Raw genomic sequence first — 12,316 nt, 5'->3', positions numbered from 1 at the left:
ACGGCTGGGTTACGGTCAGTTGCTCAATTCAGAGCGTCCAGAGTATCCCGCTGGCCTTGGCCCGCTCATGGCACAGCACCAGCACCTCACGGCGCTGGTGGTTGCTCATGCGGCTCCAACCGGTGATTTCCTGGACGCTGCGCTGACAGCCGGTACAGATGTCGTTGTCATCCAGTGCACAGATGCTCACGCAGGGTGAACGCACCGGTTTCTCGGCAGGGGCTTCAGTATTCATCTTCATCCTGCAGCGCCAGATCACTGGCGTAACGCTGCGCATTGTGCACATAGTGGGCAGCGCTGGCTTCGAGCATGCTCTTCTGCGCATCGGTCAGCTCGCGCACCACCTTGCCCGGCGAGCCCATGACCAGCGAGCCGTCCGGAATGACCTTGCCTTCGCCTATCAATGAATTGGCGCCGATGATGCAGTGCTTGCCGATCTTCGCGCCGTTGAGGATCACCGCGTTGATGCCGATCAGGCTGTAATCGTCGACCGAACAGCCATGCAACATGGCGTTATGGCCGATGGTCACGCCCTTGCCGATGGTCAACGGCCAGCCCTTGTCGGTGTGCATCACCGTGCCGTCCTGGACGTTGCTATCTTCACCGATATGGATCAGTTCGTTGTCACCGCGCAACACCGCGCCGAACCAGACGCTGGCGTTCTTTTCCAGGCGTACATGGCCGATCAGCGTGGCGTTGGGCGCGCTCCAGCTTTCAGGGTGGGTCTGCACACGGGCAGATCCCAGGCGGTATTTCATGGCAGGTCCTCAGGCGTTCTTGTAATAGGCGGTTCAGGAACCGGACAGCCGCGGCGGACGTTGCAGGCTGATATTGGCGTCGTACAGCACGTTGATCAGCTCGACGATCATGATCGCGGTCAGGCCCCAGATCTTGTACTCGCCATAACGATAGCTGGGTACGTACCAACTGCGGCCCTGATAGTCGATGCGGTGGGTGTGTTCGCGCACGTCCTGGCGGAAGAATTCCAGCGGCACGCTGAACACCGCTGCGATTTCACCGTCATTGGGCTGGTATTCGACAAAATCCGGGATGATGCCCACATAGGGCGTGACTTTGATGCCGTAACGGGACACGACCGGGGTCAGCGGGCCTATCACCTCCACCAGCCCTGGTGGCAGGCCGATTTCTTCGTCGGCTTCACGCAGGGCGGTGAACACCAGGTCAGGATCTTCCGGGTCGCGACGGCCACCGGGAAACGCCACTTCACCGCCGTGGGTCGACAAGCCACTGGCACGCAGGGTCAGCACCAGTTCCGGCTCGGCGCTACGGGTCACTGGTAACAGAACCGCCGCCTCAGGAAAGCGCTCATCGGTCTCCAGGACACCTGGCGTGTGACTGCCTACACGGCGAAGTAGCTCATCCAGCATGGGGAATCTCGATCGTGTTGTACCCGGCATCATGCACCAAAGCAGCGATGCGCCCAAGCCTTTGCAGGACTCTCTTCATAGCAACTGTGTATGAAAACTTGCTGACTGCCTGTACGAAAGGCCAAGATGAGCGTCGGCTTTCACTGATCGAACACCCATCATGAATTTCTGCAGTCACTGCGGCAAACCGGTCACATTGCGCATCCCCGAAGGCGACAGCCGCGCGCGCTATGTGTGTGACCATTGCCAGACCATTCATTATCAGAACCCCAACATCGTCGCTGGCTGCCTGGTGACTTCGGGCAGCAAGGTGCTGCTGTGCCGCCGCGCCATCGAGCCGCGCCTGGGCTACTGGACCTTACCGGCCGGGTTCATGGAAAACGGCGAGACCGTCGAGCAGGCCGCGCGCCGTGAAACCGTCGAAGAAGCCTGCGCCAGTGTGCAGCAGCTTTACCTGTACTCGATGATCGATGTACCGCACATCAATCAGGTGCATGTGTTCTACCGTGGTGAACTGGTCGGCGAGAGCTATGCCGCCGGGGTCGAGAGCCTGGAAGTGCGCTTGTTTGACGAAGCCGACATTCCGTGGAATGAGCTGGCTTTCATGACGGTCCGGCGTACCCTAGAATGGTTCTTCGCAGACCGGCGCGAACAGCTCTATCCTGTCCATAGTCAGGCGCTGCCCCCCTCTCGTCCTGTCCAATAATCCCAAGCCCGGCCCGCGAGCTGCGCGGCCTCAGGAAAACGTCAATGCGCTGGTTGTTCGCTGTAGTGTGCCTGTCGTTCGCATCCGCCTCCCAGGCGGCTTTCACCCAGACCATCGTGCCCAAGGGCAGCGAACAGAAGATCGTTGGCGAGAAGGTGATCAACACCGGCAAATTGTCAGAGCGACGCATCGATAAGGTGCTGGTGATCAAATCAACCCGGCAACTGCAGTTGATCAGTGACGGCGAAGCGTTGAAGACCTATCGCGTTTCGCTGGGCAAGAACCCCAAGGGCACCAAGCTGCAGGAAGGCGACAAACGTACCCCTGAGGGTTTCTACTGGCTCGACTGGCGCAAGCCGAGCAACAAGTACAACCTGTCGATGCACATTTCCTACCCCAATGCAGCTGACAGCGAACGCGCCCGCAAGGAGGGCGTCAAGCCCGGCAGCATGATCATGATTCATGGCACGCCCATCGATGAAGAATACCCGGAGTGGTATTTCCATACCCTGGACTGGACAGAAGGCTGCATTGCGCTGAAGAACAACGACATGCGCGAGGTGTGGGATCTGGTGAAGGACGGGACGCTGATCGAGATCAGGCCCTGAAGGGTAGCCTGTAGGAGTGGGCTTGCTCGCGAAAGCCATTTGCCAGGCACAACATGGGCTGCGTCTGGTCCGGCCCCTTCGCGACCAAGGTCGCTCCCACCGCTGATCGACGGTCAATCGTCAGAAGTCTTCCAGCCGCCAGACCTCATAGGCTGGCGTTTCATACGGGTGGCTGAGCTTGAGCGCAGCCACTGTCGCACCTATCAGCTCGTCGGCGACGACCAGCTCGACCTTCCATTCAGCAACCTGTTCGACCACCCCGCTCTGCCCGATGAACGGCTGACTGCCGTCCAGCGGGCGGAACTGGCCTGTGCCCAGCGTTTGCCAGGCACAGTGGTCGTAAGCGCCAATGCGCCCGCCGCCAGCGGCGAAGACTGCCGCCTTTACCGGCTCCAGATGACTGGCGGGCACGAAGAAGGCGAGCTTGTACACCGGCTCAGTTCACCCAGACGCGCGCGTTGCGGAACATGCGCATCAGCGCGCCGTCTTCGTTCCAGTCGTCAGGACGCCAGGAGTTCTGCACGGCACGGAAGACCCGCTCAGGGTGCGGCATCATGATGGTCACGCGACCGTCGCGAGTGGTCAGGCCGCCGATACCGCGTGGCGAACCGTTCGGGTTGGCCGGGTAGGCTTCGGTGGTCTTGCCATGGTTGTCGACATAACGCAGCGCCACGGTGCCGGACGCATCAGCCTGTTGCAGCGCATCGCTGCTGGCGAACTCCGCATGGCCTTCGCCGTGAGCAATGGCGATCGGCATGCGCGAACCGGCCATGCCCTGCAGGAAGATCGACGGCGACTCCTGGATCTGCACCAGCGCTACACGGGCTTCGAACTGCTCGGAGCGGTTACGCACAAAGTGCGGCCACAGCTCGCTGCCCGGAATCAGCTCGTGCAGATTGGAGAGCATCTGGCAGCCGTTGCACACCCCCAGGGTGAAGCTGTCGCTGCGCTCGAAGAAGCCCTGGAAGGCGTCACGGGCACGGGCGTTGAACAGCGCCGACTTGGCCCAGCCTTCACCGGCACCCAGCACGTCACCGTACGAGAAGCCACCGCAGGCCACCAGGCCCTTGAACTCGTTGAGGTCGACACGGCCAGCGAGGATATCGCTCATGTGCACGTCGATGGCGTTGAAGCCGGCGCGGTCGAACGCGGCGGCCATCTCGACCTGGCCGTTGACGCCCTGCTCACGCAGCACGGCAACCTGTGGGCGCACACCGGTCTTGATGTAAGGCGCTGCGATGTCGTCGTTGACATCGAAGCCGAGCTTGACGTTCAGGCCCGGATTGTCTTCTTCGAGCAGCAGAGCGAATTCCTGGTCAGCACACTCGGGGTTATCACGCAGACGCTGGATCTGGTAGCTGGTCTGCGCCCACTCGCGGTGCAGCGCGTGGCGCTGGCCGGTGAAGATCGCAGCGCCGTTGTAGCTGATCGACACGTCGTCGTTGTTGACCGGCTTGCCGATCACCGAAACGCAATCAGACAGGCCGGCAGCGCTGAACTGGGCCAGTACGCCCGCCGTGGAGTCCTGGCGAACCTGAATGACGGCGCCCAGTTCTTCGTTGAACAGGATGCCCTGCACTTCGCTGGCGTTGTCGGCCAGACCATCGAGCGACAGGTGCAGACCGCAGTGACCGGCAAAGGCCATCTCCAGCACAGTGGTCAGCAGGCCGCCATCGGAACGGTCGTGGTAAGCCAGCAGATGGTTATCCGCATTCAGGCCCTGGATGACGGCAAAGAAAGCCTTGAGGTCTTCGGCGTCGTCGACGTCTGGCGCGCTGCTGCCCAGCTTGCCATGCACCTGAGCGAGGATCGAGCCGCCCATGCGGTTCTGGCCACGGCCCAGGTCGATCAGGATCAGGTCGGTTTCGCCCTTGTCCATGCGCAGTTGCGGGGTCAGGGTCTGACGGATGTCGACCACTGGCGCGAAGCCGCTGACAATCAGCGACATCGGCGAGGTCACGCTCTTGTCGACGCCCTCGTCGCTCCAGCGGGTTTTCATCGACATGGAGTCTTTACCCACCGGAATGGTCAGGCCCAACTCAGGGCACAGTTCCATGCCGACGGCTTTGACCGTGTCATACAAGCGGGCGTCTTCACCCGGGTGACCGGCGGCGGACATCCAGTTGGCCGACAGTTTGATGTCGGACAGCCTGGCGATGCGCGAGGCGGCCAGGTTGGTCAGGGTTTCGCCGATGGCCATGCGGCCAGAGGCCGGGGCATCGAGCAGGGCCAGCGGCGTGCGCTCGCCCATCGCCATCGCTTCACCGGTGTTGACGTCGAAGCTGGTTGCAGTCACGGCGCAGTCGGCCACCGGTACCTGCCATGGACCGACCATCTGGTCACGGGCCACCAGGCCTGTGATGCTGCGGTCGCCGATGGTGATCAGGAAGCTCTTGCTGGCCACCGCCGGGTGGCGCAGTACACGCTGCACGCTGTCGGCCAGGTCCAGGCTGCTCGGGTCGAAATCATCGCCCAGCTCGGCCTCACGCTGCACCGAACGGTGCATGCGTGGCGCCTTGCCCAGCAGCACCTCCAGTGGCATGTCCACCGGGCTGTTGCCGAAGTGACTGTCGGTCACGGTCAGGTGTTGTTCTTCAGTCGCCTCACCGACGACCGCGAACGGGCAGCGCTCACGCTCACAGATGGCCTGGAAGCGCTCGAAGTTCTCGACGCTGACGGCCAGCACGTAACGCTCCTGGGATTCGTTGCTCCAGATTTCCAGCGGCGCCATGCCTGGCTCGTCGTTAGGCACGTTGCGCAGCTCGAAACGACCGCCACGGCCGCCGTCGTTGACCAGCTCAGGGAAAGCGTTGGACAGACCGCCGGCACCCACGTCGTGGATGAAAGCAATCGGGTTGGCGTCGCCCAGTTGCCAGCAGCGGTCGATGACCTCCTGGCAGCGGCGTTCCATTTCCGGGTTCTCACGTTGCACCGAGGCAAAGTCCAGATCAGCCGAGCTGCTGCCAGTGGCGACCGACGAAGCAGCGCCGCCGCCCAGGCCGATAAGCATGGCCGGGCCACCGAGCACGATCAGCTTGGCGCCGACCGTGATCTCGCCTTTCTGCACGTGATCTTCACGGATGTTGCCCAGACCACCGGCCAGCATGATCGGCTTGTGGTAACCGCGCACTTCGCTGCCGTGCGGGGTCTGGATGCTTTGTTCAAAGGTACGGAAATAGCCGGTCAGGGCCGGGCGACCGAACTCGTTGTTGAACGCCGCGCCACCGAGCGGGCCGTCAATCATGATGTCCAGTGCAGTGACGATGCGCTCAGGCTTGCCGTAAGCGACTTCCCATGGCTGTTCGAAGCCCGGGATGTGCAGGTTCGACACGGTAAAACCGGTCAGGCCGGCCTTGGGCTTGGAGCCGCGGCCAGTAGCGCCTTCGTCGCGGATTTCGCCGCCGGAACCGGTCGACGCACCGGAGAATGGCGAGATGGCGGTCGGGTGGTTGTGGGTCTCGACCTTCATCAGAATGTGCACCGGCTCCTGCACCGCGCCGTACTGACGGGTCTCAGGGTTCGGGAAGAAGCGGCCGGCCACGCTGCCGACGATCACCGAAGCGTTGTCTTTATAAGCAGACAGAACGCCTTCGCTGTGCATCTGATAGGTGTTCTTGATCATGCCGAACAGGCTTTTTTCCTGGCTCTGGCCGTCGATATCCCAACTGGCGTTGAAGATTTTGTGACGGCAGTGCTCGGAGTTGGCCTGGGCGAACATCATCAGTTCGATGTCGTTCGGGTTGCGCTTGAGCCCGATGAAGCTGCTCACCAGGTAGTCGATTTCGTCTTCGGCCAGGGCAAGGCCCAGCTCGACGTTGGCTTGCTCCAGCGCGGCGCGGCCACCGCCGAGAACGTCGACGCTGGTCAGCGGCTTGGGCTGCGCCTTGCTGAACAGGCCATCGGCCTGTTCAAGGCTGCCGAGCACCAATTGGGTCATGCGGTCGTGCAGGACGCTGGCAATCGCCTGGGCGTCCGACTCCGCGAACTGGCCTTGTACATAAAAGGCAATGCCGCGCTCGATGCGCTGGATCTTCTCCAGGCCGCAGTTACGGGCAATGTCGCTGGCCTTGCTGGACCACGGCGAAATGGTGCCGAAACGCGGCACTACCAGAAACAGGCGACCGGCAGGCTCTTGAACCGGCACGCTCGGGCCGTACTTCAGGAGACGGTCGAGCACCTGCTGTTCCTGGTCGCTCAGGGCGCCGGTGACTGCAGCGAAGTGAGCGAATTCGGCGTACAGGCCACTGACAGCTGAAACTTTTTGTTTCAGTTGTTCCAGCAATTTGCTGTGGCGGAAAGCAGAAAGGGCAGGAGCACCACGCAGGATCAACATCGTCGGGACAGCCTCGGGAAGGGGGGTGTACTTTGAGGCCACGCATTCTAGCCTAAAGCGACATTTCTGGCACCCAAAACGGCTACACGGCATGCGCCCGGATGTCACGGGCTGCCAAAAAGCCCTTTTGCTTATCAGACACGAGCTTTGCTGTCGATATATGGCGCCGGGTGCGCTTTGCGTATACTGCGCCAATGTTCTCCCGACCTGATTTTCGCACTCGTTGCGTCAGATGGCTCATCGCAACCGGACTCTTCCTGATGCTCGGCGCCTGTGTGGATAAACCCAACACACTGGAGCGAGTCAAGGAGGATGGCGTCCTGCGCGTCATTACCCGCAACAGCCCGGCCACTTATTTTCAGGACCGCAACGGCGAAACCGGCTTCGAATACGAGTTGGTGAAGCATTTCGCGGACGATCTGGGGGTGAAACTGCAGATCGAAACCGCCGACAGCCTCGACGAACTGTTCGACCAGATGAGCAAGCCCGGCGGCCCGGTGCTGGCCGCTGCCGGCCTGATCGAGACGCCGAACCGCAAACAGCAGGCGCGCTTCTCGCATCCGTATCTGGAAGTCACCCCACAGGTGGTGTACCGCAACGGCCAGTCACGACCGACCGACCCCGCCGACCTGGTGGGCAAGCGCATCATGGTGCTCAAGGGCAGTAGCCATGCCGAGCAACTGGCCGAGATCAAGAAACAGTTCCCGGCCCTGGACTATGAAGAGTCCGATGCGGTTGAGGTGGTCGACCTGCTGCGCATGGTCGATGAAGGCCAGATCGACCTGACCCTGGTCGACTCCAACGAACTGGCAATGAACCAGGTGTATTTCTCCAACGTGCGGGTTGCCTTCGACCTGGGCGAGACCCGCAAGCAGCGCTGGGTCGTGGGTCCGGGCGAAGACAACAGCCTGCTTAACGAAATCAACGCGTACCTGGTCAAGTCAGAGAAGAACGGCACGCTGCAGCGCCTCAAGGACCGTTACTACGGGCACGTTGACGTACTGGGTTATGTGGGCGCCTATACCTTCGCCCAGCACTTGCAAGAGCGCTTGCCCAAGTACGAAAAGTTCTTCAAGACCTCAGCCAAGAAAGAAGAAGTCGACTGGCGCCTGCTGGCTGCCATTGGTTATCAGGAATCGCTGTGGCAGCCCACGGTGACGTCCAAGACCGGCGTACGCGGCCTGATGATGCTGACCCAGAACACCGCCCAGGCCATGGGCGTGTCCAATCGTCTCGATGCCCGGCAGAGCATTCAGGGCGGCGCCAAGTACTTTGCGCTGGTCAAAGAGCAACTGAGCGAAGTGCCGGAGCCTGATCGCACCTGGCTGGCCTTGGCGGCCTATAACGTGGGTAGCGGGCACCTGGAAGATGCGCGCAAGCTGGCGGTCAACGAAGGGCTGAACCCCAACCGCTGGCTGGACGTGAAGAAAATGCTGCCGCGCCTGTCGCAGAAGAAGTGGTACAGCAAGACTCGCTACGGCTACGCCCGTGGTGGCGAGCCCGTGCATTTCGTAGCCAACATCCGGCGTTACTACGACATCCTGACCTGGGTGACCCAACCACAACTGGAAGGTAATCAGGTCACCGAGGGCAGCCTGCACGTGCCCGGCGTGGACAAGACCCCACCGCCGGCACAACAGCAACAGCCTGGCTCCTGATAGCCACTTTTTACCTGAAAAAGATAATCCACCGCCTGACACAAAACCTTGTAGGAGCCGCTCCAGCGGCGAAAGCTCGCCGCTAAAGCGGCCCCTACAAAGCCACCTCAGTTACGGGCGGCCGCCACGATCAGGGCTTTCATCTCGGCCACGGCGGCCTTGAAGCCGACCAACAGTGCGTGCGCCACCAGCGCATGACCAATGTTCAGTTCATTGATGCCCTTGATCGCCGCCACAGCTTCGACGTTGTGGTAATGCAGCCCATGCCCGGCATTGACGATCAGCCCCTGCCCCACCCCAAAAGCCACACCGTCGGCGATGCGCTGCAGCTCTTCGGCCACCTCCGTTGGCGTCTGGGCATCGGCATAACGGCCGGTATGCAGCTCGATAGCCGGCGCCCCTACACGCCTGGATGCGGCAATTTGCCGCTCGTCGGCATCGATGAACAGCGACACTTCACAGCCCACCTTGGCCAGACGCTCTACCGCTGCCTGAATACGAGCCTCTTGACCTGCGACATCAAGGCCGCCTTCGGTGGTCAGCTCCTGGCGGGTTTCCGGCACCAGACATACGTGGGCCGGGCGCAGGCGCTCGGCAAAGCTGAGCATCTCTTCAGTGACACCCATCTCGAAGTTCATGCGGGTCTGCAACACTTCGGCCAGCAACAGCACATCACGGTCCTGGATGTGCCGGCGGTCTTCGCGCAGGTGCACGGTAATGCCATCGGCGCCGGCTTCTTCGGCGTCCAGGGCTGCTTTGACCGGGTCTGGGTAACGGGTGCCGCGGGCCTGACGCAGCGTGGCCACGTGATCGATGTTCACGCCAAGGAGGATGCGGGAGCTTTGGGTCACGGAGGACTCCTGAAAATGGGACGAAGCGGGCCGCAAAGCATAAAGCCTATTCAAGGCTTGCGAAACAATTCCCGGCTCACCAGCGGACGCCCACCCAAGTGCACCGCCAGCGCCTGACGCATCAGCCGCTTGGCAGCGGCCAGCGTACCGGGAGCGCTCCAGTCGGCTTGCGCCATGGCCAACAACTCAGCGCCCTGGAACACACCAGGTTGCAGCAACCAGACGCGCTCAAGCCCCGCATCGACCAGCAGCCGATAAAGGCCACCGGCTTCCAGCGGATCGCCGTTGGTGTCGGTGTCCAGAGCAAAGCCATACCCCAGGTCGTCGAGCAATCGCCATTCAAACGAACGCAACAGCGGCTCCAGCGGCAAGCCCTCGGCCAGCGCCAGCAGGGTTGCAGCGTAATGCTCGAAGACCGCCGGATGGGGGTCTTCGGCAGGCAGCAGGCGAATCAGCAGTTCATTGAGGTACATGCCGCTGAACAGCGCCTCACCGACCATCCAGCTACCGACGCCGGCAGCTTCCATACGCAATACATTCTTCAGTTCACCCTTGCCGCGAAACTCGGCTTCGAGCGGCAGAAACGGCCGCGCCAGGGTTCCGGCCTTACCACGCGCATTGCGCAGCACGGCGCGCAACCGGCCTTGCGGCGTCAGGAAGTCGACCAGTGCGCTGTTTTCGCGGTAGGCCCGGCTGTGCAATACATAGGCCGGTTGAGCGTTGGAATTGCTCATGGGAGAGCTCGTAGAAGAAGATTGCCGGCCATGACTGGGCATGGCCGGAGCACGGCCTGTTAAAGCTCGTTGTAGCCCAGCGAACGCAGGGCACGTTCGTCGTCCGACCAGCCACCCTTGACCTTGACCCACAGGTTGAGCATGACCTTGGAATCGAACATCACTTCCATGTCGCGGCGGGCATCACTGCCGATGCGCTTGATGCGCTCGCCCTTGTCACCAATGATGATTTTCTTCTGCCCGTCACGCTCGACCAGAATCAGCGCGTGGATATGCAGGGTATGGCCCTGCTGCTTGAACTCTTCGATTTCCACGGTGATCTGGTACGGCAGTTCGGCACCGAGCTGACGCATGATTTTCTCGCGCACCAGTTCAGCGGCCAGGAAGCGGCTGCTGCGGTCGGTAATCTGGTCTTCCGGGAAGAAGTGATCATTCTCGGGCAGGTTCTTGGCGATCACCGCTTCCAGCGCTTCGAGGTTGTGACCGTTTTGCGCCGAGATCGGCACCACCGAAGCGTTGGGCAGCTGTTCCTGCAACCACGACAGGTGCGGGATCAGGTCGGCTTTTTCTTCAAGACGGTCGGTCTTGTTGACCGCCAGAATCACTGGCCCTTCGATGTATTGCACACGCTCCAGGACCATCTGATCTTCGTCAGTCCAGCGCGTGCGGTCCACCACGAAGATCACCACATCGACGTCTTTCAACGCCGCCGAGGCGGTCTTGTTCATGTAGCGGTTCAGCGCTTTGTCGCTGTTTTTGTGCATGCCGGGGGTATCGACGTAGATCGCCTGCACATCACCCTCGGTCTTGATCCCGAGCATGGTGTGGCGGGTGGTCTGCGGCTTGCGCGAAGTGATCGCAAGCTTTTGGCCGAGAATGTGGTTGAGCAGGGTCGATTTGCCCACATTGGGGCGGCCGACAATGGCGACATAGCCACAACGGGTCACGTTTGTTTCAGTCATTGCCATTCTCCACGCCCAGGGCGATAAGGGCCGCGGCGGCGGCGACCTGCTCTGCAATACGCCGGCTGACACCCTGGCCGCGGCTTTTTTCGTTCAACAAGGTCACTTCGCACTCGACGAAGAAGGTCCGGCAATGCGGCTCACCCTGGATGTCCACCACTTCGTAGCGCGGCAGATCACAGGCCCGCGACTGGAGAAATTCCTGCAGCCGGGTTTTCGGGTCCTTGTTGGTGTCGACCAGCGTCAGGCTGTCGAACTCATTGGTCAGCCAGGCCAGCACGCGCTCGCGCGCAGTCGCCATGTCCGAATCCAGATAGATCGCACCGATCAGCGCTTCCAGGGCATCGGCCAGAATCGACTCGCGGCGAAAACCGCCGCTCTTCAATTCACCCGAACCCAGCCGCAGGTACTCGCCCAGGGCAAAGCCTCTGGCCAGCAGCGCCAGGGTCTCGCCTTTCACCAGCCGGGCACGCAGGCGTGACAACTGGCCTTCACGCGCCTGTACGAACCGCTCGAACAGCGCCTCACCCGCGACGAAGTTGAGGATGGCGTCCCCAAGGAACTCCAGACGCTCATTGTTGCGACCCGCATAGCTGCGATGGGTCAATGCCAGGATCATCAGGTCCTGGTCCTTGAATGTATAGCCGAGCTGACGCTCCAGGCGACTCAGGGGTGCACTCACGGTTTGGCCACGCTGAATTGCTCGTCGAACTTGATAACCAGATCGAGGTTGAAAAACAAATGTTCACGCTGCTCATAATTCAGGTGGGCGCTGAACTTGCCGCCTTCCTCTTTCACGCTTAACGCCTTTTTCAAATCTACATCCTGGATGTTATTGACCTGCATGTTCTTACCGACATAACTATAGAAGTCATCCACAGTTTCGATACCAAGGGCTTGCTGATGACCGGCCAGCTGGATGCTCTTCTTCAAGGAAAAGTAGTCGAGATAGTGAGGAATTGTCTTGAGTGCCATCGTCACTGCCAGGCCGATCAGCCCCAGCAACAGCAACAATCCCATCAGCGACATCCCGTGCTGCCTGTTGTTGAATGTCATGTTATTCCCCAAGGCCGTCT

At 61.1% G+C, this 12,316-nt stretch carries 13 protein-coding genes; 3 read left to right on the top strand and 10 right to left on the bottom strand.

All coding sequences use genetic code 11. The annotated features are described in order from the left end of the window. Positions 1-28 precede the first annotated feature (28 nt). From NJC40_RS12575 to NJC40_RS12565, 3 genes are read right to left on the bottom strand one after another with little or no spacing between them, the layout of a single operon-like run. A complete protein-coding gene (locus tag NJC40_RS12575; RefSeq protein ID WP_045488454.1) occupies positions 29-235 on the bottom strand; it encodes a DUF1289 domain-containing protein in 207 nt (68 codons plus the stop codon). Further along, a complete protein-coding gene (locus tag NJC40_RS12570) occupies positions 225-758 on the bottom strand; it encodes a gamma carbonic anhydrase family protein (RefSeq protein ID WP_253139088.1) in 534 nt (177 codons plus the stop codon). The genes NJC40_RS12575 and NJC40_RS12570 overlap by 11 nt, the downstream gene beginning before the upstream one ends. 33 nt (positions 759-791) lie before the next feature. After that, the gene (locus tag NJC40_RS12565; RefSeq protein WP_045488449.1) at positions 792-1,388 is read right to left on the bottom strand and encodes a CoA pyrophosphatase; all 597 of its coding nucleotides are present in this window, start codon (positions 1,386-1,388) and stop codon (positions 792-794) included. Between the two features lie 160 nt (positions 1,389-1,548). Between NJC40_RS12565 and NJC40_RS12560 the strand changes: the two genes are divergently transcribed. Both NJC40_RS12560 and NJC40_RS12555 read left to right on the top strand, forming a co-directional pair. Further along, the gene (locus tag NJC40_RS12560) at positions 1,549-2,094 is read left to right on the top strand and encodes an NUDIX hydrolase (protein ID WP_253139091.1); all 546 of its coding nucleotides are present in this window, start codon (positions 1,549-1,551) and stop codon (positions 2,092-2,094) included. 44 nt (positions 2,095-2,138) lie between these two features. Further along, a complete protein-coding gene (locus NJC40_RS12555; RefSeq protein ID WP_045488443.1) occupies positions 2,139-2,702 on the top strand; it encodes a L,D-transpeptidase family protein in 564 nt (187 codons plus the stop codon). 120 nt (positions 2,703-2,822) lie between these two features. Here the strand turns inward: NJC40_RS12555 and NJC40_RS12550 are convergent, their stop codons facing one another. Then, positions 2,823-3,134: a YqfO family protein gene (locus tag NJC40_RS12550; RefSeq protein WP_045488440.1), complete on the bottom strand. Its 312-nt coding sequence runs from the start codon at positions 3,132-3,134 to the stop codon at positions 2,823-2,825. A gap of 4 nt (positions 3,135-3,138) precedes the next feature. Further along, a complete protein-coding gene (gene purL, locus NJC40_RS12545) occupies positions 3,139-7,035 on the bottom strand; it encodes a phosphoribosylformylglycinamidine synthase (protein ID WP_253139094.1) in 3,897 nt (1,298 codons plus the stop codon). 194 nt (positions 7,036-7,229) lie between these two features. On the opposite strand from purL, the gene mltF reads away from it, so the two are divergent. Continuing rightward, positions 7,230-8,693 (top strand): membrane-bound lytic murein transglycosylase MltF, encoded by a 1,464-nt coding sequence (gene mltF / locus NJC40_RS12540; protein ID WP_052483407.1) that lies wholly within the window; start codon positions 7,230-7,232, stop codon positions 8,691-8,693. Positions 8,694-8,800: 107 nt separating this feature from the next. On the opposite strand, the gene pdxJ is transcribed toward mltF, so the two are convergent. From pdxJ to NJC40_RS12515, 5 genes are read right to left on the bottom strand one after another with little or no spacing between them, the layout of a single operon-like run. Then, complete coding sequence (gene pdxJ / locus NJC40_RS12535) at positions 8,801-9,544, bottom strand: pyridoxine 5'-phosphate synthase (RefSeq protein ID WP_253139098.1); 744 nt, start codon at positions 9,542-9,544, stop codon at positions 8,801-8,803. Positions 9,545-9,594: 50 nt separating this feature from the next. Next, complete coding sequence (gene recO, locus NJC40_RS12530) at positions 9,595-10,278, bottom strand: DNA repair protein RecO (protein WP_045488430.1); 684 nt, start codon at positions 10,276-10,278, stop codon at positions 9,595-9,597. A 59-nt stretch (positions 10,279-10,337) separates the two neighbouring features. Continuing rightward, positions 10,338-11,240 (bottom strand): GTPase Era, encoded by a 903-nt coding sequence (gene era, locus NJC40_RS12525; protein WP_045488427.1) that lies wholly within the window; start codon positions 11,238-11,240, stop codon positions 10,338-10,340. After that, positions 11,233-11,922: a ribonuclease III gene (rnc, locus tag NJC40_RS12520; RefSeq protein WP_045488424.1), complete on the bottom strand. Its 690-nt coding sequence runs from the start codon at positions 11,920-11,922 to the stop codon at positions 11,233-11,235. The genes era and rnc overlap by 8 nt, the downstream gene beginning before the upstream one ends. Next, the gene (locus NJC40_RS12515; RefSeq protein WP_253113384.1) at positions 11,919-12,296 is read right to left on the bottom strand and encodes a DUF4845 domain-containing protein; all 378 of its coding nucleotides are present in this window, start codon (positions 12,294-12,296) and stop codon (positions 11,919-11,921) included. Before NJC40_RS12515 ends, rnc begins: the two co-directional genes overlap by 4 nt. Between the last annotated feature and the right edge of the window lie 20 nt (positions 12,297-12,316).

The sequence above is a fragment of the Pseudomonas sp. 21LCFQ02 genome (assembly GCF_024129895.2).
Taxonomy (GTDB): Bacteria; Pseudomonadota; Gammaproteobacteria; order Pseudomonadales; family Pseudomonadaceae; genus Aquipseudomonas.
This window is presented reverse-complemented; position numbering and strand designations above follow the sequence as displayed.

What these genes read in the sequence shown, in the direction of transcription:
- NJC40_RS12555 (WP_045488443.1), top strand. Translation starts at nt 2,139, where the DNA reads ATGCGCTGGTTGTTCGCTGTAGTGTGCCTGTCGTTCGCATCCGCCTCC.
- purL (WP_253139094.1), bottom strand. Translation starts at nt 7,035, where the DNA reads ATGTTGATCCTGCGTGGTGCTCCTGCCCTTTCTGCTTTCCGCCACAGC.
- mltF (WP_052483407.1), top strand. Translation starts at nt 7,230, where the DNA reads ATGTTCTCCCGACCTGATTTTCGCACTCGTTGCGTCAGATGGCTCATC.
- NJC40_RS12565 (WP_045488449.1), bottom strand. Translation starts at nt 1,388, where the DNA reads ATGCTGGATGAGCTACTTCGCCGTGTAGGCAGTCACACGCCAGGTGTC.
- recO (WP_045488430.1), bottom strand. Translation starts at nt 10,278, where the DNA reads ATGAGCAATTCCAACGCTCAACCGGCCTATGTATTGCACAGCCGGGCC.
- NJC40_RS12515 (WP_253113384.1), bottom strand. Translation starts at nt 12,296, where the DNA reads ATGACATTCAACAACAGGCAGCACGGGATGTCGCTGATGGGATTGTTG.
- NJC40_RS12570 (WP_253139088.1), bottom strand. Translation starts at nt 758, where the DNA reads ATGAAATACCGCCTGGGATCTGCCCGTGTGCAGACCCACCCTGAAAGC.
- NJC40_RS12560 (WP_253139091.1), top strand. Translation starts at nt 1,549, where the DNA reads ATGAATTTCTGCAGTCACTGCGGCAAACCGGTCACATTGCGCATCCCC.
- NJC40_RS12575 (WP_045488454.1), bottom strand. Translation starts at nt 235, where the DNA reads ATGAATACTGAAGCCCCTGCCGAGAAACCGGTGCGTTCACCCTGCGTG.
- era (WP_045488427.1), bottom strand. Translation starts at nt 11,240, where the DNA reads ATGACTGAAACAAACGTGACCCGTTGTGGCTATGTCGCCATTGTCGGC.